Source organism: Pseudogracilibacillus auburnensis (genome assembly GCF_003201975.1).
Classification (GTDB): Bacteria; Bacillota; Bacilli; order Bacillales; family Amphibacillaceae; genus Pseudogracilibacillus; species Pseudogracilibacillus auburnensis.
On sequence record NZ_QJJQ01000001.1, the window covers coordinates 580358 to 602980 of the forward strand.

The 22623-nt window shown below is 37.7% G+C and carries 17 protein-coding genes; all 17 read left to right on the plus strand.

Going from position 1 to position 22623, the window contains the following annotated elements:
* Positions 1 to 40 precede the first annotated feature (40 nt).
* Complete coding sequence (locus tag DFR56_RS02755) at positions 41 to 1234, plus strand: GTP-binding protein (RefSeq protein WP_110393870.1); 1194 nt, start codon at positions 41 to 43, stop codon at positions 1232 to 1234.
* A 490-nt stretch (positions 1235 to 1724) separates the two neighbouring features.
* Complete coding sequence (locus DFR56_RS02760; RefSeq protein ID WP_158525475.1) at positions 1725 to 2138, plus strand: S-Ena type endospore appendage; 414 nt, start codon at positions 1725 to 1727, stop codon at positions 2136 to 2138.
* A gap of 35 nt (positions 2139 to 2173) precedes the next feature.
* Entirely contained in the window at positions 2174 to 4225 is a 2052-nt protein-coding gene (locus DFR56_RS02765) for a collagen-like repeat preface domain-containing protein (RefSeq protein WP_280523430.1), read from the plus strand.
* Positions 4226 to 4334: 109 nt separating this feature from the next.
* Positions 4335 to 5420: a tetratricopeptide repeat-containing glycosyltransferase family 2 protein gene (locus DFR56_RS02770; protein WP_110393872.1), complete on the plus strand. Its 1086-nt coding sequence runs from the start codon at positions 4335 to 4337 to the stop codon at positions 5418 to 5420.
* An 18-nt stretch (positions 5421 to 5438) separates the two neighbouring features.
* Positions 5439 to 6500: a polysaccharide pyruvyl transferase family protein gene (locus DFR56_RS02775; RefSeq protein ID WP_110393873.1), complete on the plus strand. Its 1062-nt coding sequence runs from the start codon at positions 5439 to 5441 to the stop codon at positions 6498 to 6500.
* 21 nt (positions 6501 to 6521) lie between these two features.
* Entirely contained in the window at positions 6522 to 7109 is a 588-nt protein-coding gene (locus DFR56_RS02780; RefSeq protein WP_307786787.1) for an S-Ena type endospore appendage, read from the plus strand.
* Positions 7110 to 8519: 1410 nt separating this feature from the next.
* Positions 8520 to 10010: a sodium/proline symporter PutP gene (gene putP / locus DFR56_RS02785; protein ID WP_110393875.1), complete on the plus strand. Its 1491-nt coding sequence runs from the start codon at positions 8520 to 8522 to the stop codon at positions 10008 to 10010.
* A 347-nt stretch (positions 10011 to 10357) separates the two neighbouring features.
* Positions 10358 to 10648, plus strand: a complete 291-nt coding sequence (gene gatC / locus DFR56_RS02790) for an Asp-tRNA(Asn)/Glu-tRNA(Gln) amidotransferase subunit GatC (RefSeq protein WP_110393876.1) — start codon at positions 10358 to 10360, stop codon at positions 10646 to 10648.
* A gap of 13 nt (positions 10649 to 10661) precedes the next feature.
* The gene (gene gatA / locus DFR56_RS02795) at positions 10662 to 12137 is read left to right on the plus strand and encodes an Asp-tRNA(Asn)/Glu-tRNA(Gln) amidotransferase subunit GatA (protein ID WP_110393877.1); all 1476 of its coding nucleotides are present in this window, start codon (positions 10662 to 10664) and stop codon (positions 12135 to 12137) included.
* Entirely contained in the window at positions 12134 to 13561 is a 1428-nt protein-coding gene (gene gatB / locus DFR56_RS02800) for an Asp-tRNA(Asn)/Glu-tRNA(Gln) amidotransferase subunit GatB (protein WP_110393878.1), read from the plus strand. The genes gatA and gatB overlap by 4 nt, the downstream gene beginning before the upstream one ends.
* A 465-nt stretch (positions 13562 to 14026) precedes the next feature.
* Positions 14027 to 14965 (plus strand): diacylglycerol kinase, encoded by a 939-nt coding sequence (locus DFR56_RS02805; RefSeq protein WP_110393879.1) that lies wholly within the window; start codon positions 14027 to 14029, stop codon positions 14963 to 14965.
* Positions 14966 to 15298: 333 nt separating this feature from the next.
* Entirely contained in the window at positions 15299 to 16714 is a 1416-nt protein-coding gene (locus tag DFR56_RS02810) for an APC family permease (protein WP_110393880.1), read from the plus strand.
* Positions 16715 to 16741: 27 nt separating this feature from the next.
* Positions 16742 to 18394: a helix-turn-helix domain-containing protein gene (locus DFR56_RS02815; RefSeq protein ID WP_110393881.1), complete on the plus strand. Its 1653-nt coding sequence runs from the start codon at positions 16742 to 16744 to the stop codon at positions 18392 to 18394.
* Positions 18395 to 18479: 85 nt separating this feature from the next.
* Positions 18480 to 19931 (plus strand): aldehyde dehydrogenase family protein, encoded by a 1452-nt coding sequence (locus DFR56_RS02820; RefSeq protein ID WP_110393882.1) that lies wholly within the window; start codon positions 18480 to 18482, stop codon positions 19929 to 19931.
* 373 nt (positions 19932 to 20304) lie between these two features.
* The gene (locus tag DFR56_RS02825) at positions 20305 to 21261 is read left to right on the plus strand and encodes an NAD(P)-dependent oxidoreductase (RefSeq protein ID WP_280523431.1); all 957 of its coding nucleotides are present in this window, start codon (positions 20305 to 20307) and stop codon (positions 21259 to 21261) included.
* Between the two features lie 44 nt (positions 21262 to 21305).
* A complete protein-coding gene (locus tag DFR56_RS02830; RefSeq protein WP_110393884.1) occupies positions 21306 to 22103 on the plus strand; it encodes a DUF3100 domain-containing protein in 798 nt (265 codons plus the stop codon).
* A gap of 16 nt (positions 22104 to 22119) precedes the next feature.
* Positions 22120 to 22575, plus strand: coding sequence for a hypothetical protein (locus tag DFR56_RS02835; RefSeq protein WP_110393885.1), 456 nt, complete (start codon positions 22120 to 22122; stop codon positions 22573 to 22575).
* The last annotated feature ends 48 nt before the right edge of the window (positions 22576 to 22623 follow it).

Below are 22623 nucleotides of genomic sequence, written 5' to 3' on the forward strand. Positions count from 1 at the left end.
ATTAAATCGTAATCATTACGATTGAAAAGGAGTGCTTTAAATGAAAAAACAAGTTCCAGTAACAGTATTAAGCGGTTATTTAGGATCTGGTAAGACGACATTATTAAATCATATTTTAAACAATAAGGAAGGTCTAAAGGTTGCAGTCATCGTAAACGATATGAGTGAAATCAATATTGATGCAGAGTTAGTAAAGCAAGAAAGTTCCCTTTCGCGTACTGAAGAAAAATTAGTGGAAATATCAAATGGTTGTATTTGCTGTACATTACGTGAAGATTTATTAGTAGAAGTTCAACGAATCGTAGAAAATGGTGGAATTGACTATATCATTATTGAATCATCTGGAATATCTGAACCGATTCCTGTCGCACATACATTTACATATGAAGACGAAGAATTAAATATAGATTTATCACAATTTACTCGTTTAGATACGATGGTAACAGTTGTTGATGCCAATCGATTCTGGCATGATTTTGAATCTGGAGATAGTTTATTAGACCGAAAAGAAGCAATCAGTGAAGAAGATGAAAGAGAAATAGCTGATTTACTATTAGACCAAATAGAGTTCTGTGATGTTTTAATTATTAACAAAAGTGATCTTATTAGTAAAGAAGAACTGGAAAAATTAAAACGAGTACTGCATACATTACAGCCTGATGCAAAAGTAATTGTCACTTCACACGGACAAGTAGATCCTGCAGATATTTTAGGAACGAATTTATTTGATTTTGATAAAGCAAGTTCATCGGCTGGTTGGATTAAAGAACTTGAGTTGGGGCATGAAAATCACGTTCCGGAAACTGATGAATATGGAATCTCATCCTTTGTTTATGTAAGACGAGAGCCATTTCACACCGCGCGTTTGGCTGATTGGTTAGAACATATGCCTAAAAGTATTGTTCGAGCAAAAGGGATTGCATGGTGTGCGACAAGAAATGATGTTGCCTTACTTATGTCACAAGCTGGACCGTCCGTTTCACTTGAGCCAGTTACTTACTGGGTCGCTTCTTTGCCAAAATTGGAGCAAGAAGAAATAATGAAGGAAAATCCAGATGTTTTAGATGACTGGGATGATGAATACGGCGACCGTTTAACAAGACTAGTTTTTATTGGAGTTGATTTAGATCAACAAGAAATATCGGAAGAATTGGATCGTTGTTTATTAACAGAAACAGAACATGAATCAGAATGGGAACAATTACCTGACCCATTTAATTGGGAAATAGCCTAGATTTAAAGGGAAATTTATTAAACGGCTTTAGCTCTTCATTCAATTGAGCTAGAGTCGTTTATTTTTATTATCATTTATAAATGGTATATGTATCTATTTTATACTGGTCTTTCTCTCAATTTTACTTCTTCTATTTCGATTTATATAAAAAATGAAATAAGGTAACTTTTTTGGAGATGAAAAACGTCTACATTATCTTTACCGTATTTATCATATAAATCTACTATCCAAAAGATGAGTTATTTTCAGTTAGGAATCGATAGAACGATATTCTATTTTCACTAATTTGATTTTTATTTATCTAAGGAAGCAGTTTTAGGTGGCTTCACTTAGCTGATAGTTACGTATAGACATTTTTAATAGTTTTCAAGTACAACTATTCTTTTATATAAAAATGAATAGTATGTCTACGATAGTAGCCGTAGCAACTGTTTTCCAATTTTAATAGCTTAGTAGTGAACGGTAAATATTTAGGGAGGAGTTGAATGAAGTGGGAAGTTGTAGAGGATGTTGCCACGATAAAAGGTGTCATGAACTAAGATGTCATTGCACTTGTCGAAAGAAGGATCATTGTGATCATCACCAAAAACTACTAAAAGATTGTATATGTGCAGAGTGGACTATACCATCAGGACAGAGTCAAACGGTTTTCCAAACTTCTGGGCATAGACAAATTTTTGCTTCTGGATTTATTACTTTGCAAGATAGCCATTCAGATTATGTAACTGCAAGGTTTTTTCTAGATGGATATGAAGTGGGAGCACCAATAAGAGTATTTAAGGATAGTAGTGTTGCGTTTTCGCTTACAAAATTTGATCGAATAACTGTTGAATGTGCAAATGCTAATGATGTGGAAGAAAGATGTGAAGGAGAGATTTGTTTAACAGTTAGGTCTCCAATGTAGGATTTGTTATTCAGAAAAGAAAGAGGTGTATTTCTTTGTCGTGTAGTAAATGTAACAAACACGATTGTGATTGTGTTGATAGCAGTTGTTTACGAACGAATAAAGGTAGAAAATACCGTAGGGGACCGACCGGCGCGACCGGTCCAAGAGGGGCGACCGGTCCAACCGGAGCTACTGGAGCTACTGGAGCCACAGGAGCTACCGGAGCTACTGGAGCCACAGGAGCTACCGGAGCCACAGGAGCCACCGGAGCCACAGGAGCCACAGGAGCTACCGGAGCCACAGGAGCCACAGGAGCTACCGGAGCTACTGGAGCCACAGGAGCCACAGGAGCTACTGGAGCCACAGGAGCGACCGGAGCCACAGGTCCAACTGGAGCTACTGGAGCTACTGGAGCTACCGGAGCCACAGGAGCTACCGGAGCTACTGGAGCCACAGGAGCTACTGGAGCTACTGGAGCTACTGGAGCGACCGGAGCCACAGGTCCAACTGGAGCTACTGGAGCTACTGGAGCGACCGGAGCCACAGGAGCGACCGGAGCTACTGGAGCAACCGGAGCTACTGGAGCCACAGGAGCTACTGGAGCTACTGGAGCCACAGGAGCTACTGGAGCGACCGGAGCCACAGGTCCAACTGGAGCAACCGGAGCCACCGGAGCCACAGGTCCAACCGGAGCTACTGGAGCTACTGGAGCCATCGGAGCTACCGGAGCCACAGGAGCGACCGGAGCCACAGGTCCAACTGGAGCTACTGGAGCTACTGGAGCTACTGGAGCAACCGGAGCTACTGGAGCTACTGGAGCCACAGGAGCGACCGGAGCCACAGGTCCAACTGGAGCTACTGGAGCTACTGGAGCTACTGGAGCTACCGGAGCTACTGGAGCCACTGGAGCGACCGGAGCTACTGGAGCTACTGGAGCTACCGGAGCCACAGGAGCGACCGGAGCCACTGGAGCTACTGGAGCGACCGGAGCTACTGGAGCTACTGGAGCTACTGGAGCTACTGGAGCCACAGGAGCTACCGGAGCTACTGGAGCCACAGGAGCGACCGGAGCCACAGGAGCCACCGGAGCTACCGGAGCCACCGGAGCCACAGGAGCGACCGGAGCCACAGGAGCCACAGGAGCGACCGGAGCCACAGGAGCCACAGGAGCCACAGGAGCCACAGGAGCGACCGGAGCCACCGGAGCCACAGGAGCAACCGGAGCTACTGGAGCCACAGGAGCTACTGGAGCTACTGGAGCCACAGGAGCTACTGGAGCTACTGGAGCCACAGGAGCGACCGGAGCCACAGGTCCAACTGGAGCTACTGGAGCTACTGGAGCGACCGGAGCCACAGGAGCTACCGGAGCTACTGGAGCTACTGGAGCCACCGGAGCTACTGGAGCTACTGGAGCTACTGGAGCGACCGGAGCCACAGGTCCAACTGGAGCTACTGGAGCTACTGGAGCTACTGGAGCTACTGGAGCTACTGGAGCGACCGGAGCCACTGGAGCGACCGGAGCTACCGGAGCCACAGGAGCGACCGGAGCCACAGGTCCAACTGGAGCTACTGGAGCCACAGGAGCGACCGGAGCAACGGGAGCAAGTGCTATTATCCCGTATGCATCAGGTATTCCTGTTGCCCTTACGACAGTGCTTGGTGGATTAACTAATACTGGTGCAGTTTTAGGTTTTGGTAGTTCATTTGAAGGAGTAAATGTCGTTGGAGCGAATATTAACTTAGGAGTAGGAACATTACTTGATTTTGCTTTCGTTGCACCAAGAGCTGGAACAATTACCTCCATTTCAGGGTTCTTCAGTACAACAGCAGCCGTGACTTTATTATCAACGGTCACAGTCCAAGTACAAATATATCGAGCGGCAGCAAATAGTAGTACTTTTACAGCTGTAGGGACACCATTATCACTACCACCTGCACTAGGTCCAATTATTGCAATTGGAACAAATCGAAGTAATTCTATGACAACATCTATTCCTGTTGCGGCTGGTGAAAAAATAATATTAGCATTTTTAACAAATACAGCCGGAATTGATTTAGCTTCTGCTGTTACTGGATTTGCCAGTGCTGGAATTACGTTTGAATAACTACTTGCTCATTGTTTGGGAAAGAATAAATTATTCTTTCCCAAACGTATAAATTCATCATGATAGTAGGTATAGTTTAATGTATTCATTAACATAATGGGGTGTTCATATGATAACAATTAGTCTTTGTATGATTGTAAAGAATGAAGAAGAGGTGTTGGCAGGATGTTTAAATAGTGTAAAGGAATATTGTGATGAAATAATTATTGTAGACACGGGATCAACAGATGAAACTAAAAAGATTGCAAGTAAATTTACAAAAAAGATTTATGATTTTAAATGGATAGACGATTTTTCCGCAGCTAGAAACTTTGCGTTTAGTAAAGCAAGAATGGATTTTATTTTTTGGCTAGATGCAGATGATATCTTACTTGAAAATGATCAAAAAAAACTAAGAAATTTAAAAAAATCATTAAATACCGATATCGATGCTGTCTCCATGAATTATATTTTACAATTTGATGAATATGGTAAACCATCATTTTACTTTCGAAGACATCGTCTAGTTAAAAGAATCAATAACTTTCAATGGAAAGGGCAAGTTCATGAATATTTAGAAGTAGGGGGGAATATTTTACAAGCCGATATCGCTGTAACTCACCGAAAAAATAAAAAAAATAAAGATCAACAATCAAGTGATCGAAATATAAAAATATACGAAAAAAGATTAGAAAAAAATGAAAAATTTAGTCCACGAGATTTATATTATTATGCCAATGAATTAAAGGATCATCGGCAATACAATAAAGCAATTCAGTATTATCAAAAGTTTATAAATTGCGATCAAGGTTGGTATGAAGATAAAATTAGAGCGTGTCTTTATATGTCAGATATTTACCGAGTAAAAAAAGAACATGAAAATGAATGTAAACTATTATTACAAACATTTAAATATGATAAACCACGACCCGAAACATGTTGTAAATTGGGAGACTACTTTTTACGGAAGAAATTGTATTATCCAGCAATATATTGGTTTGAAACGGCTGTACGAACTAAATATAAGAATCCCCAAGGCTTTCATCACGAAGCATTTTCAACATGGTACCCTCATCTGTCACTATGTTTTTCTTATTGGAGAATTGGAAATAAGGAAAAGTCTATTTACCACCATGAGATCGTAAAAAACATTCGTCCAAATGACCCCAAAGTCTTATATAATGAACAATTTTTTAATGGGACAGCAAAAAAATGAATAAAAGAGAGGCTAACAATGATTAAGATAAAAAATGTTTTATATCTAGGCTGGTTAGGGAAAGGAAATGTAGGCGATGATGTATTATTTGAATTGTTCAAAAAGATGTTTTATAAATATGCTACTTCCAACCAAAATAATATTGCTGTAAATTTTGACACATTTCCAATCGTTAACAATTATAAAATAGATGTATCTGCATATGATCTTATCGTGCTAGGTGGCGGTTCATTAATTCACCTACCTTATTGGTTGAAAATATGTAAGGAAGCTTCAGATAAAGGGATTCCTATCGTATCGTGGGGCACAGGTTTTGATCATAAATACAAATCAGATCATTCCCTTCATTTATTTCAACATATTAATCAATATAAGTCTATATACGACAGTTTCACCTATTTAAGTGTTCGTGGACCTTTTACTAAAAAGTTATTAACTGATATTGGAGTCGAAAAAGAAATTCATGAAATAGGGGATCCTGCCTTATTTTATGCATCAGAAACATTTGGGAAATCATTTGTCAACACAGATAAAAACGACAAACAAATATTGATCAATTGGGGTACATCCTTTAATAATATTTTTGGAAATAATGAACTTTATGTAGAGAATGAACTAGTGAAAGTTATTCATTATTTACTCGACAAAGGGTATCGTGTGAAAATTTATCCAATTTGGACGGAGGATATTGATGCAGTAAAACGACTGAAGGAAAAAGTATCTGATCGTCGATGTGAAATACAGACAGTTGTTTATGATGCTAGAACGACTCAACAAATGATTGAAAAAAGTTATATAACGATTAACTTTAAACTACATGCAAATATTATGTCTGCTTCTGTAAATAGACCATTTATTTCATTGGCTTATCGGGGAAAATGTTTTGATTTTGCTGAAACAGTTCAATGTGCGGATCATGCCATTGCAACTGACGAAGTTACAGCAGATAAAGTTATTCATTTAGTGAATAATACGTTTGAATACTACCATGAAATAGTAGATAAAATTGTTCAAAAGAAAAAAGTATTTTATCCCCGCCTTCTTCATTCAATTCGAACCATTTCAAACATACTCCATTAAGAAAGGAGTTTAGTTTCATTGATGTATCTAAAGCAAAATTGTGTAAATAAACCAATCATGTTCTTTTTACGAAATGGGGAAGTGTTCAAAACGAGAAGTATGAAAAATAATGTAATAACGAAATTTTTTTTAATTACTTCTATTGATAAAACATGTATCACATTTATGCAATTGCGCCCTTGTTATATTTGTTACAATAACTATTCGTTCGAACCAACTTATGAATATATAACGATGGAAAAAAGCGTTTTTTGTGCCTACCATATCCTGAATGATGTATGTATTCGAAAATGCAAACATCATATTTGTTGCTTTAGTGATTGTTTAATTGGTCACTTTACATTATTGCCTGGGAATAACGAAGCAACCATATGGAAATCAAATATGGCTAATAAACAATCGGGTACACTTCAAATACAATTAAAAGATAAAATATCTTCACCTGTTAAGGTTATCATTCAAAACGGTTATGTGCATTCCATTACAAGCTTAAAATCTAAAATAATATGTTTAGATGGAGCCAAACATATTACAATTAAATCAAACGGAGATGAAAAAGTTAAGGGATGCTTTAAAATTGAAATGAACAGCATGATTGAACAAATTTAAAGAAAGTGTTTTTTATTCTTTACAGATGTGCTTTGAGTGTTAAAATATCGGTGAAAGAATCATGTGATGAAAATATTAGTTTCAATGGTCAAGAATTCATCCTCTTTCACTGATACATATTTTTTTATTATCTCACTTTCGCACCGATAAAATGAGTGTAAACAGTTCGCTTAGTTAAGTCTGAGACGATTCTAATTATTCTCTTGATGACTTGTGAGACTACGAATATTTCTCCTACTAAAAAGATATGTTTTTTGTTACATATAAGATATAAACTGCACAGAAACTTTGATTAGTGGATGGCTTACCGCTACGGAAATTACACTTCGCTTTCCGCGGGCAACGTCTCAACTAATTTCAAACGTTTTATTCAAAACGTTTGAAATGGATTTTCGGCTGTTGCTTTTCCAGCAAATATTTACGATGGGACGAGCATTTAGCGCAGTCCCAGGAGTTATCGTGCATTCGGATTCTACACAAATATGGAATGTTGACTTTTTCTTTATCCTATTGGATGAGTGATACAAAGGGATGGAAAATATGCCTTTTGGCCATTAAAACAACCTATCTTTTTGGCATCATTTCGGATAGTTTTTCAGTGGCCTCCCTTTTCACCTGCAGGAGTCTCCGTGTATTTCCTTCCCTCAGGTGGGTGTTGTCACTTATTACAGTTATTTATGGGTGTAATCACATAATTATCATTTACCTTAAGTATAGTTGATTGAAGTATAGGACAGTCGACTCCTGGGACTGCACTTCCGTTCGTCCCACCGTAAAGATTTGCACTAGCACGTCCTCTGAAGCCGTGCCCATGGAAAGCGACTGTCCGTAGCGAAAATCAACGGTGCTGTGACTGGTTCTACTCGAAATGTCAAATTAAGTTACTGCGCAGTTTTTTTCAAATGCGTGATAATAGCAACTACGTAACGAAAAGAGCAATGGAGTCTAAAGATACGTGCTTATACCTTAGGCAACCGCTCACCTAAAGTCAATTTGAGCATTGTATCTTCATCCTATTTCACTCGACAAAAGCTTTTTGGTTCAATTTACTCTTCAGGTGGAGTAATTATCATAAAGTTCATTTAAGTACTTTCAACTTAACGCATGACTTATTTCCTTTAATTGATTAATACGAGTATGAATAAACCAAATTCAATTGCAATATAGAATAAATCTGAAACGGTTGATTACAATAATTGTATATACTTACATCCATCATCTGTCACCAAATTAACCTAGTTCTTGTGTTTCTTCCATAAACAGGTTACTCATTCATTGTGTGATAAACATAATGCGAAAAGATTTGTTGTGTGATATTATAGTTAAAAATTGGAAAAAATCAGGTGATATGGGAGGCGATTTTATCAAGAATATCAAGCTTCAAATTAAAACAAAGAGGAGGGAATGGGTATGTCTGTAGATCATATTTATCAATTAATTTCAATAATCCTATATATGGTAGCAATGTTATTCATCGGTTGGTATGCATTTAGACGAACAGTTAACTTAACGGATTATATGTTAGGTGGGCGATCATTAGGACCAGCAGTAACCGCATTAAGTGCTGGAGCTGCCGATATGTCAGGATGGCTACTGATGGGATTACCAGGTGCGATTTACGCGGCTGGACTAGTTGAGGCGTGGATAGCGATTGGACTAACGATAGGAGCCTATTTAAACTGGCTATTTGTAGCACCGCGACTTCGTGTATATACACAAGTATCAAATGACTCCATTACAATACCAAGTTATCTAGAAAATAGGTTAAAAGATACTTCAAGAATTTTGCGTATCGCATCAGGAATTATTATTTTGATTTTCTTTACATTCTATGTGTCATCTGGGATGGTTGCAGGTGGAGTGTTTTTTGAAAGTTCCTTTGGTCTACCTTACCATACTGGCCTAATTATCGTTTCGATTGTTGTTATCGCTTATACACTATTTGGTGGATTCCTTGCAGTAAGTTATACTGACTTTGTTCAAGGACTTATTATGTTTTTAGCATTAATTCTCGTTCCTGTTTTCGGTATCTTTTTAACAGGTGGTTTTTCTGAAACGGCTGAGTCCATTCGAGCAGTAGATCCGACAAGACTAAGCTTAATACAAGGTGCTTCATTTATCGGAGTTATTTCTGCTGCAGCCTGGGGACTTGGATATTTTGGACAGCCACATATTATCGTCCGATTTATGGCTATTAAGTCAGTAAAGGAAACGAAGGAAGCTAGAAGAATCGGGATTAGTTGGATGGCTTTAAGTTTAATTGGGGCTATTGCTACAGCATTGATAGGAATTGCTTATTTTCAGCAAAATCCAGATGTAACAATAACAGATCCTGAAGCAGTGTTTATCGAACTTGGCCAAATTATTTTCCATCCGTTTATTGCAGGAATCATGCTTGCAGCTATCCTAGCAGCTGTTATGAGTACGATTTCATCTCAATTAATTGTTACATCATCTGCATTAATTGAAGATTTATATAAAGCAGTGATTAAAGTAGATGCAACAGATAAAAGATATGTTTTCCTCGGTAGAATGTCGGTTCTATTCGTGTCAGTCGTTGCCATGCTTTTTGCGTGGACGAAAACAAATACGATTTTAAAGCTTGTATCTTTTGCTTGGGCAGGATTTGGAGCTTCGTTTGGACCGATTATTATCCTTTCACTTTATTGGAGAAAAATTACGAATAAAGGTGCTTTAGCCGGGATGGTTGTTGGAGCAATTACCGTCATTATTTGGGGGAATGTAGAAGCTCTTACAGGAACATTATATGAAATTGTCCCAGGGTTTTTACTTAACCTAATCGTCACCGTTCTTGTTAGTTTAATGACATATAAAGAAGATAAGGAAATAACCGAAGAATTTGATGAAACGTTACGATTATTGAAAAAAGAAAGAGCATAACATTTCGGGTGAACAACAAGCCTATGCATTTAGTGTAGGCTTTTTGGTTTCTAAAATTATCCAGTTATATAGTATATTTCTTTCGCATGATTATGTAGAAAAAATGTAGGGGGAAGTAGCTAAATAAGAACGTGCGATCTTTATGTGATAGGATTAGTTGCTATATCAATCATTATTCTGCTATTATCAAGAGTGTTGCTACCTTTTTATATTAATGCTTTATTAATAGAAGTGTGACAAACTAATACGACATTTTCTAAGTTGTAGTAAACGATTTTCACAAAAAATTATGATAAAATTTAATGATGAACAAACTGTACTAGCAAGATTTTATGGAGGTGAATGAAATGGCTACAATTTCTAAAGAAGATATCATTAGAACTGCAGATTTAGCAAGACTTGTACTTACAGATGAAGAAGCTCAAATGTATAGTGAGCAATTAAGTGAGATTTTAACATTTACTGAAAAAATAAATGAAATAAATACAGACGACGTGACACCTACGACGAATGGAAATCAAATAACGAATGTTCTACGGAAAGACAAACCAGTACAATGGGAAAAACAGGATGAGGCGCTTGAAAATGCACCAGAACACGAGGATAACCAATTTAAAGTACCGGCAATAATGGATTAAGGAGGGACAATGAATGGCTCTATACAATTATACAATTAAACAAGTCGAAAACATGCTACATAAAAAAGAAATCTCTGCCGAAGAATTAGCAAATTTATCGTTTGAACAAATTCGGGCTGTTGATGGAGATGTTAAAGCATTCCTGACATTAAATGAAGAAAATGTAAAAGCAAAAGCGAAAAAACTCGATGAAGAAAAAACGTATGGTAAAAAATTGGCAGCTATACCAGGGGCTATCAAAGATAATATTGTGACAAAAGGAATTCGGACAACATGTGCAAGTCAGATGTTGGCAAATTTTGATGATCCTCTTTATGATGCAACAGTAACGGAAAAGCTAGCAAATGAAGATTCACTTATGATTGGGAAACTCAACATGGACGAGTTTGCGATGGGTTCATCTACGGAAACATCGAGCTTTCAAAAAACATACAACCCATGGAATCTTGATCATGTGCCAGGTGGCTCGAGTGGAGGATCGGCTGCAGCAGTTGCGGCGGGAGAGGTAATGTTTTCTCTCGGTACAGATACAGGCGGATCGATTCGTCAGCCAGCTGCCTTTTGTGGAATCGTTGGGATGAAGCCAACATATGGACTTGTATCACGTTTCGGACTTGTTGCATTTGCACCATCACTTGATCAAATCGGCCCATTAACAAGAACGGTTGAAGACAATGCACGGGTATTAGAAGTAATTGCAGGTCATGATGCAAATGACTCAACAAGTAGTAAAAATGCCATACCTTCTTATGTTGATGCTTTAGTTGAAGATGTCAAAGGGTTAAAAATTGCGGTTCCAAAGCAATTTTTAAGTGAAGGTGTATCGGAAGAAGTAAAAGAATCAGTTAAAAATGCACTCCAAATGTATGAATTACTCGGTGCAACGTGGGAGGAAGTATCATTACCACATTTACCGTATGCGGATGCTGCATATTATTTAATTGCAAATGGCGAAGCATCTTCAAGTCTTGCACGATTTGATGGCGTTCGTTTTGGCAACCGTTCCGACAATGCAACAGATATGATTGATATGTTTAAACAATCTCGTACTGAAGGCTTTGGTGAAGAAGTAAAACGTCGTATCTTAATGGGGACGACTGTTTTGAGCGGACGTGATAATTTTAACGAAGCCTATTTTAGAAAAGCTCAAAAAGTTCGTACTTTAATAGCGAATGACTTTAAAGCCGCTTTTGAACAATATGATGTTATTATTGGACCTACTACACCGACACCAGCTTTTAAATTTGGTGAAAAAATAGACGATCCTTTAACAATGTATACGAGCGATATTTTAACAGTACCTGTAAACTTGGCTGGACTTCCGGCATTATCTGTTCCAAATGGGTATACAGAAGCAGGCTTACCGTTAGGCTTACAAATTATTGGAAAACATTTTGATGAACAAACGATTTATCGTGCAGCATATGCATACGAAAAAGCGACAAATCATCATAAAAAGCGTCCAAACTTTGGGGGTGCTAGTGAATGAAATTTGAAACAGTAATTGGACTTGAAATTCATGTGGAATTAAAGACGAAATCAAAAATATTTTCATCAAGCCCAAATGCGTTTGGAAGTGAACCAAATGCGAATGTAAATCCGAAAGATTTAGGGTATCCTGGTACACTGCCGGTCTTAAATGAAGAGGCAGTTAACTATGGCATGAAAGCATCGATGGCACTTAATTGTGATATTGCATCTGAAACAGTGTTTGACCGTAAACATTATTTCTATCCAGACAACCCAGCAGCTTATCAAATTTCTCAAGATGAACAACCGATTGGGGAGCATGGCTGGATCGAAATTGAAGTAGATGGGAATAAAAAGAAAATTGGTATTGAACGAATTCATTTAGAGGAAGATGCAGGTAAGTTAACTCATGCAGCGGATGGCTCGCTCGTTGACTATAACCGTCAAGGAACACCATTAATTGAAATTGTTTCCGAACCAGATATTCGTTCACCAGAAGAAGCATATGCTTATTTAGAAAAGGTAAAAAGTATTATTCAATATACTGGAGTTTCGGATGTTCGAATGGAGGAAGGCTCTCTTCGGTGTGATGCCAATATTTCTTTACGACCTGTTGGTCAAAAAGAATTTGGAACGAAAACAGAATTAAAGAATTTAAATTCTTTTGCTTTTGTTCGCGCAGGGCTCGAATATGAAGTAAAGCGTCAAACAAAAATTTTATCAGAAGGCGGCGGAATCCAGCAAGAAACTCGCCGTTATGATGAAAAAACGAAAAAAACAATTTTAATGCGAGTGAAAGGTGATGCGGATGATTATCGCCTTTTCCCTGATCCGGATCTCGTTCCAATTTATATTGATGACGAATGGAAAGAGCGAATTCGTAAGGAAATCCCTGAGCTCCCAGATGCACGTAAAAAGCGCTATGTGGAAGAACTTGACTTACCAGAATATGATGCAGGCGTTATTACAGCAACGAAGGAAATGGCAGACTTTTTTGAAGCGACCGTCGACTTTGGTGCCGATGTAAAACAAGCTTCAAACTGGCTTATGGGCGATGTCTCAGCGTATATGAATAAACATTTAAAAGAAGTACACGAATTAGCCATCACTCCAGACGGTCTAGCAAAAATGATTAAGCTCATTGAAAATGGAACCATCTCATCTAAAATTGCAAAACAAGTTTTTGCTGAACTTGTTGAAAATGGCGGTGATCCGGAAGTATTCGTGAAAGAAAAAGGACTCGTCCAAATTTCTGATGAAGGACAATTACGTGAAATTGTTGGCAACGTACTAGATGAAAATGAACAATCGATTGTTGATTTTAAAGATGGGAAAGGACGGGCGCTTGGATTTTTAGTTGGACAAGTAATGAAAGCAACAAAAGGTCAAGCAAACCCACAACTTGTTAATAAAATTTTGAAAGAAGAGATTGAAAAGCGATAAAAATTAGAGCTTGTAGTGCTAGGGATGTGCGGTTTGGAATTTACGGTTATGGAGGAGAATTCAGCGCTTCGGCGTTTAATTCAGCGGTAATCGATCGTGATTCAGCGCTCCCGCATTAATTCAGCGGTAATCGATCGTGATTCAGCGCTTCGGCGTTTAATTCAGCGATAATCGATCGTAAATCAGCGCTCCCGCATTTAATTTTAGCGAGAATCGATTGCAATGCGGCGCGGTGGCTTCCGCATCGAATCCGCGAATCGACAAATTCTCAGAAGCAGAAGCTACCCAGCGAATTCTTATCCGCTAGTTCACTAGTTATTCGCTTGGATTAATTACTCTATACTATTACGCTTTTTAACATAGCTATACAAATGAGACTACTGCCCTCGAGTAGTAGTCTTCTTCTTGTATAGGAACATAGTAAACGGAACATTGTTATTTGTTTTGTTTAAAGGAGGTCATCTTGTGAAAAGGGCTCGAATTATTTATAACCCAACTGCTGGTCGAGAATTATTTCGGAAGGAGTTGCCAAAAGTACTTGAGCGATTTGAACAAGCTGGTTATGAGACATCTGCCCATGCAACCGTTGGTGAGGGAGATGCAACAAATGCTGCCGAAATTGCTGTGGAAAGAGAGTATGATATCGTTATTGTAGCTGGTGGAGATGGTACAATTAATGAGGTTGTTCATGGGATTGCTGGATCAGAATATCGACCTAAACTAGGAATCATTCCAGTTGGAACGACAAATGATTTTGCAAGAGCATTATCCATTCCACGTGACATTAAAAAGGCAGTCGATATTATCTTAAAAAATAATGCAAAAGCACTCGATATCGGAAAAGTAAATGATCATTATTTTATTAATATTGCTGGTGGTGGAGATTTAACCGAATTAACGTATGATGTGCCAATCAAATTAAAATCAGCAATTGGTCAATTAGCTTATTATATGAAAGGAATTGAAATGCTTCCTTTCTTAAGACCTGTTTCGACAACAATTGAATATGATGATCAAATTTTCGAAGGCGATATCATGCTGTTTTTAGTGGCAAACACGAATTCGGTTGGTGGGTTTGAAAAGCTCGCCCCTGACGCATTAATAGATGACGGTTATTTTGACTTACTTATCTTGAAAAAGACGAATTTAGCAGAATTTTTACGAATTGCAACAGCTGGAATACGTGGTGCACATATTGAAGATGAGAATATTATTTATACACAGGCAAAACGGATAAAAGTTACACCAAAAGAGAAAATGCAATTAAATGTGGACGGAGAATTTGGCGGTTTATTACCAGGCGAAATTGTGAATTTGAACAAACATATTCAGTTTTTTGTCAGTGATGAATTTCTTGCTAGAGAAGCCGAAATAAAAAACCGATTATTGGAAAAACGAGACTAAAATGGTTTCGTTTTTTTGTTTGTGCATAAAGGAGGGAGCGTTCTTCTTTTAGAGCTTGTTCATGGCACATAATTTATGGTATAGGCATATCTCGCATTTCTGCGGCACGTAATTTATGAAATCGGCACATCCTGTATTTCCTTTACACATCCCGCCTCTCTACGACGACCTAATTTGTGATACCTTCTGCCATTGCCTCGTCCTTTTTAACCTTCACTATGTCACGATAAAATTCTTTTAAGTTAAGACCATTCCATAAAAGTTGATGAATAAGTCTCTTTCACCAATCATAAAAATGTAAAGACAAGTCCTATTATGAAAGGGGAAAACCAAATGGAAGATGTGAAACTTGTAAAAATATTAAAAAATAAAGATGTGCTCACACTTGCTTTTGGAGCAATGATTGGTTGGGGCTGGGTAGTGACAGCAGGACTATGGATTACTGAAGCAGGGTCACTTGGCGCGATACTTGCTTTTGTTATTGGCGGTATTTTAGTTGTTTTAATTGGACTAACGTATGCGGAACTTGCGTCATCACTGCCACTTGCAGGTGGGGAATTAATCTACAGTTTTAAAGCAATGGGAAGGGTTGCTTCTTATGTAACAACTTGGGCACTTATACTTGGTTATGTTTCTGTTGTAGCCTTTGAAGCTGTCGCATTGCCAACCGTGTTTGAATATTTAATCCCGGATTATAGTGTTGGGTATTTATATACCATTGCAGATTGGGAAGTGACGGCTACATGGGCAGGAGTTGGAATTCTGGGCTCTATCCTTATTACGTGGATTAATTATCGAGGGATTAAATTTTCAACGGCGATTATGTTTATATTAACGTTACTGATTGTCATTGCAGGAGTTTTATTAATTACTGGAAGCGGAGTCTCAGGGTCTTCCGCCAATATGCAACCATTATTTGAAAACGGTACAGCGGGAATTCTGACAGTTATTATTATGACACCTTTTATGTTTGTCGGCTTTGATGTTATTCCACAGGCGGCAGAAGAAATAAATTTGCCACAAAAAAGAATTGGACAATTATTAATTTTTTCCGTTATCCTTGCTGTTATTTGGTATGTTTCCATTATTTTTGGCGTGTCACGAATTTTAACACCCGAAGAAATTAGCGCTTCGAATCTTGTGACAGCTGATGCGATGGCAAAAGCGTTTGGTAACAGTAAAATGATGGGTAATATATTAGTGCTCGGTGGAATAGGTGGAATTTTAACGAGTTGGATCGGTTTTTATATTGGTGGAAGTCGGGCGATTTATGCACTTGCCCGGGCAGGAATGTTACCTAAAGCTCTCGGTGATCTCCATCCAACATATAAAACACCATATAAAGCAATTTTATTAATTGGTATGTTGTCTGCGATTGCTCCATTATTCGGTCGTCCCGCATTAGTTTGGCTCGTTGATGCTGGTGGTTTTGGCCTTGTTATCGCTTGGTTTATGGTGGCGGTTTCCTTTTTAATTTTACGAAAAAAAGAGCCGAAGATGGTTCGTCCATTCCAGCTAAAAGGTGGTCCAGTCATTGGCTGGATTGCGATCGTCATGGCAATTGGAGTCGGAATTTTATATATGCCTGGAATGCCTTCAGCCTTAATATGGCCGTATGAGTGGATCATTGTTATTATTTGGATGATGATAGGAGTTGTTTTCTATCAAGTTTCGATAAGAAAAAGAAGCGCAATAAAAACAGAAGATCACCTAAACAACGAAATTAATCGTGTTATTAAATACAAATAATGTATGTTAAAATAGGAAGTATCATGTGTGGAACGACAACTTCGTTTACTCGATAAAGTGGTGTTTTTATTGGATATTCATAAAGCAAAGAAACTATTAGAAATAAATAAAATATTAACGCAGTCATTAAAAATTGAAAAGGTCCTACAAAATGTCATTGTTGCTGCAAGTGAATTAATCGAGGTTTCTGATGTGCTCATTATTTATTTATATGATGAAAAAACGAACACATTGCGATTTGCAGAAGGGGAAGGGATTCATAAAGAGAAATTGAGTAAAATAGCCTTTTCTCCGGGCGAATCGATTTCAGGGAAAATTTTCACCGAAAAAAAATCGAAATTATTTACTTCTGAACAAGAAATTGATGCATTTATGAAAAATATGACCCCAGAAAATTACCGTTATTATTATGAAGGGGTTAAAAAGAGAAAAATAAAAAGTGCCTTTTGTGTTCCAATTTTAAACAAGGATCGCTGCTTAGGTGTAGTCGTCGTCGATAACTTTAATCAAAATAATGTTTTCACAAAAGAAGATATAGAAGTAATCGAATTCGTTGCTGATCAAAGTGCCATCGCTATCGATAATTCGAATATGTACCAACATTTAAAAGAAAAAAACAGATTACTAAAACAATCGATTTCGATTCATAATCAATTCTATCAATTAATCATTGAAGGACGAGGGATTGATCATTTCATCTCTTTGCTAGAAAGAATCATTTCGTCTCCCGTTACATTTGATGCAAATATTTACGACCAAGATGAACATACATTTCCAATCGTTAGAGGAAACGATGTGTTAGGTCATTTAAAACTTACCAAACCATTCCAGTCGTTTGTAGAAATGGATCAAATTGCAATTGAGCAAGCAAGTCTATCCATTGCACTTGAACTGATCAAGAACAATGCAATTTTTGAAAAAGAAATTCATTTTCGAGAAGAAGTTTTTAATCAGTTAATGGAAGGGATCTCTGGGAGAGATTTACATCATGCGCTTCAATACGTAAAGTGGAATGAAGGTTCACATGTCCAGTGTATTATTTTAGAAGGACAGGATCATCCATTATGGGAAATTGATCGTTTAATTGATAAAGAACGATTTGTCCAATCGATTGAACGAATTACTTATACGATCGGTTTACACAGTTTAATTTTCACGAAAGCTTTTCAATTGATTATGATCATTCCTACTCAAAGTAAACATACCTTAAATAAATTGATCAAGCAAATTCAAATGCACTGGAAGAACGATAAACATATTTTATTCGGAATTGGTAGGGAAACGACGATTCAAGAATTATCTATTTCTTATCATGAAGCGGTACGTTCAATCGGGTATGCAAAAATGCATCATATACAAGTCGTCGAATATGCGATGCTTGGGATTGAACGATTATTATATGAAGTGGATGAAGATATTTTAGATATGTTTATGAATGATAAATTGCATAAACTTTATACGCTGGATGAAAGTTATTTGGAAACATTACGGATATTTATTAAATTAAATAAAAATCATAAACAGACAGCAGAGTATTTGCACATTCATGCAAATACATTATACTATCGGCTCAGAAAAATCGAAGAGGTATTACAAATCGATTTTAATGATGAAAAAGACTGGATTGACTTAGTGGTCGCTTTTCGCTTATATGTGGCGAGTAACAAAAAAGATGATTAATCTTTGTTACTTGCCACATTTATTTTGTCACAATTTATCCTTATGATAATAGGTAATCATCATTTTTGAGGAGGATTTTATCATCATGAGTCATACGTATTACAACTATATAAATGGAGAATGGGTTTCATCCAAAACAAATGAAACATATGCCAGTATTAATCCAGCAAATACGGAGGAAGTGCTCGGATACTTTCAGTCATCGAATGAAGAAGATGTAGAACTTGCTATTCAATCAGCTGAGAACGCTTTCGCAGATTGGGCGAACACAGCAGTTCCTAAAAGAGGAAACGTTTTATTTACATTAATTCAACTACTAGAGGAGAAAAAAGAAGAACTAGCAACGATTATAACGAAAGAAGTAGGAAAATCTTTTCGTGAAGCAAATGGGGAAGTAAACAAAACAATTGAAGCAATGAAGCAATTTAGTGGAGAAGCCAATCGGATGACAGGTGAAACAGTACCTTCCAACAGTAGTGAGATTTTTGGCTATACAATTCGTGAACCACTTGGTGTTGTTGGCGTCATCGCACCTTACAATTTCCCACTTGGAATTGGCATTTGGAAAATTGCACCCGCTATCATTGCCGGAAATACGGTCATCTTTAAACCGGCTAGTAACACATCATTAATTAGTATCAAAATTATCGAGCTTTTTGAAGAAGCGGGAGTACCAGCAGGGGTTATCAATATGGTAACAGGTTCTGGTAGTGTCATTGGGAATGCGATAGGAAATCATCCAAAAATAAAAGCAGTTTCTTTTACAGGATCAACAAATGTTGGTTTAGCACTAGGTAAAGCGGTGAGTACACGTGGTGCGAAAATGCAAGCAGAAATGGGTGGGAAAAACCCTTCCATTATTTTAGAAGATGCAAATATTGATGAGACAGTAGAAAATCTAGTCATTAGTGGCTTTTTAGATAATGGACAACGTTGTACAGGGACAAGCCGTGTGATCGTTTTAAAATCAATCGCCAAAGAATTAACGGAAAAACTAGTAGCCCGAGCTGACAAATTAGTCATTGGTGAAGGGTTTGGCGAAAATGTCGATAATGGACCAGTCGTTGATGAAGGACAATTAAATACGTATTTACATTACGTCCAATCGGCTATTGATGAAGGAGCAACCCTTGAATATGGTGGAAAACGTTTAACAAAAAATGGATTAGATAAAGGATATTTCGTCGCACCGACAATCTTTAGCAATGTGACAAAAGAGATGACGATTTTCCGTGAAGAAATTTTTGGACCGGTGATCGGGATTACAACGGTAGATACGTATGAAGAAGCATTAGAGCTTGCAAATGACAGTGAATTTGGTCTTTCTTCAACGATCTATACGAATGACTTAAATAAAGCATTTCATTTCGTTCGCAATGTTGAATCAGGGGTAACCCATGTCAATATTCCATCCAATTACTTTGAAAATCAGTATCCATTTGGAGGGAAAAAAGCATCTAGTATTGGACCACGTGAACAAGGTTCGACTACATTAGACTTTTGGACAGATTACAAAACAGTATATATTAAAGCGTAAAATGACGAGGCTGAGACATCACTAAAACAACCAAATCTATAGACGAACCATGCATTATCTGAGCGGAGGAAATATCCGTAGACTCCTAGTCGGCTAAAAGCGGTCACGTCCTGGGACTGTGCTAAATGCTCGTCCCACCGTAAAGATTTGTGACCTACGCCGACACTAGTACGTACTGAGCGGCGTAGGGAGGAAAGGCAGCGGTGAGGCACCACAGTGCGCTAGCAAGAGGTCGATGACAAACGCCACGTCCTGTGACGTCATCAACACTAGTACGTCCTGTACGTCGGAGGCTCACCAACCGCCTTAGGATGCGCGAAGTATAGTTCCAGAGCGGGTTACATGCAGCTACCATAGTTCGGATTTTTCTTTGGTGAAAACACTTTTGTCCCAGCCTCCATCCAAATCGTTACAACATAGAGAGGAAGAACAAGACGTGAAAAACATCGGAGTAGTTGGTTGTGGTCTTATGGGTTTTGGCATAGCCAAAAATCTATTAAAACATAGCTATAACGTGGCAGTATTTGATATTAATAAAGAAGCAGTAAAAAAATTAGAAAATGAAGGAGCTCAATCGGCAGAAAGTGTCAGAACATTAGCAAAAGAAGTCGATGTACTTATTCTTTCTTTACCTTCTCCTCCATTAATTGAAAAGCTAATGACTGATAGTAAAGATGGTGCTTTTGACGTGATGAAAAAAGGTACAGTCATTTTAGATATGAGCACAAATGATGTCGAATTAACGAGAAAATTATATGATAAAGCAAAGCAACAAGAAATTGATTATTATGATTGTCCTTTAAGTGGCGGACCAGCTGGAGCAAATGATGGGACATTAACGATTATGGTAGGAGGAAAAGAAGAAAAATTTTCTACCATTTTACCAGTTTTACAAGCAGTTGGTGAAAAAATCGACTATGTCGGAGCAAGTGGAGCAGGTCAAATTGTAAAATTGTGCAATAATATGATTGTTGGTGGCATTATATCATTAGTAAGTGAAGCACTTTTAACAGGAGAAAAAGCAGGAGTTCCAAAAGAAAAAATGGCTGCTATTTTTCAGAAAGGTTCCGCCCAGACGAAAGTGATGGATGTATTTGGACCGAATATAATAGCTGACACATTTGATGAGGTAAAATTTTCACTGGCCAATATGATGAAAGATATGAACTTGTATCAATATTTAGCCGAAAATGTAGAAGTTCCTGCTTTAGCTAGCCAATCTGCTCATCAACTTTATCAACTAGCAAGCTATCAAGACAAGGGGCAGAAAGACTCTACAGCAGTTTATGAAATAATTAAACAATTACAAAAGGGGGAGACAAAAAACTAATTAGATTGAAAGACAATATTGTGACATTAAAAGGGGGATAAAAAATGAGTGAGAACTCAAATCCAATTTTTGGACTTTGGAAAGATTGGCGTTTACATGCGTTAGTATTCATTACTGTTATTATTACCGAGGCAATTGGTACATTTAGCATTCCAATTGGACCAGGAGTTATTTTACTTTTACCAATGCTTTACGCATTAATTATCGGACTCGTATTATATTTCACACCTCTCGTAAAAGAAAAACAATCTAAAAATGCGGAACCGATTATTGTTTTAGGAGTTGCTTTACTATTAGCAAAAATTGGAGTCATTATTGGACCTTCTTTACCAGAAGTGATTGAAGCGGGACCTGCTTTAGTCTTACAGGAATTAGGAAACTTAGGAACCATCCTACTTGCGCTACCTGTTGCAATTTGGCTAGGATTAAAACGTGAAGCGGTAGGAATGACACACTCAATCGGCCGTGAGCCAAACGTTGGTCTCATTATGGACAAGTTTGGGATTAATTCACCAGAAGGCCGTGGAGTAATGGCGATGTATATTTTTGGAACCGTTTTTGGAGCTGTATTTTTAGGACTTATTTCTGGTTTCCTAGCAACGATTACACCACTTCATCCACTGTCATTTGCAATGGCTTCAGGAGTAGGAAGTGGAAGTATGATGGCGGCAGCAAGTGGTTCATTAGTCGCAGCGTTTCCTGAACTAGAAACACAGATCGTTGCTTTTGCAGGGGCAAGTAATTTACTATCCTTGTCAACAGGGTTATGGGTGAGTATTTTTATTGGCTTACCTTTAACAGAAAAAATTTATACTATGATGACCCGAAAGAAATCGAAATAAAGAGGGGGCTTCCAACATGTTATTAAAAAATATACAAGAATGGACATTATTATTAGTTATTTTTGGATTCACTGCCCTTATAGGGAATTGGGCAGGATATGAAATTTTACCGTTAAAAGCAATTCCAGGAATGATCGTACTCATTTTAATTTGTTTAGCAGGATTTATTTTAAGAGAATTGATTCCAATTAATTTCCCGAGTATCGCTTATATTTCTATTATTGGAGTACTCGTTTCCATGCCATGGATGCCCGGCTCTGAAAAAATTGTTGAGTGGACAAGCGAGGTTCAACTTCTTGCTCTGGCAACACCAATTTTAGCATATGCAGGTATTGCCATTGGACGTTCATGGACAGATTTTATGAAACTAGGCTGGCGTTCAATCGTCGTTGCGAGCTTAGTTATGTTAGGTACGTTTCTCGGGTCCGCTTTAATCGCTGAAATTATTTTACGATTTCAAGGAATTATTTAAATAATCATCATACTCCTTTTGTCTCAATCTATACACTTATAATAGATG

Bases quoted from the DNA above. Each gene is read 5' to 3' on its own strand.
- DFR56_RS02770 (WP_110393872.1), top strand. From the start codon at position 4,335: ATGATAACAATTAGTCTTTGTATGATTGTAAAGAATGAAGAAGAGGTG.
- gatC (WP_110393876.1), top strand. From the start codon at position 10,358: ATGGCTACAATTTCTAAAGAAGATATCATTAGAACTGCAGATTTAGCA.
- gatB (WP_110393878.1), top strand. From the start codon at position 12,134: ATGAAATTTGAAACAGTAATTGGACTTGAAATTCATGTGGAATTAAAG.
- DFR56_RS02775 (WP_110393873.1), top strand. From the start codon at position 5,439: ATGATTAAGATAAAAAATGTTTTATATCTAGGCTGGTTAGGGAAAGGA.
- DFR56_RS02810 (WP_110393880.1), top strand. From the start codon at position 15,299: ATGGAAGATGTGAAACTTGTAAAAATATTAAAAAATAAAGATGTGCTC.
- DFR56_RS02830 (WP_110393884.1), top strand. From the start codon at position 21,306: ATGAGTGAGAACTCAAATCCAATTTTTGGACTTTGGAAAGATTGGCGT.
- DFR56_RS02755 (WP_110393870.1), top strand. From the start codon at position 41: ATGAAAAAACAAGTTCCAGTAACAGTATTAAGCGGTTATTTAGGATCT.
- gatA (WP_110393877.1), top strand. From the start codon at position 10,662: ATGGCTCTATACAATTATACAATTAAACAAGTCGAAAACATGCTACAT.
- DFR56_RS02835 (WP_110393885.1), top strand. From the start codon at position 22,120: ATGTTATTAAAAAATATACAAGAATGGACATTATTATTAGTTATTTTT.
- putP (WP_110393875.1), top strand. From the start codon at position 8,520: ATGTCTGTAGATCATATTTATCAATTAATTTCAATAATCCTATATATG.
- DFR56_RS02820 (WP_110393882.1), top strand. From the start codon at position 18,480: ATGAGTCATACGTATTACAACTATATAAATGGAGAATGGGTTTCATCC.
- DFR56_RS02780 (WP_307786787.1), top strand. From the start codon at position 6,522: ATGTATCTAAAGCAAAATTGTGTAAATAAACCAATCATGTTCTTTTTA.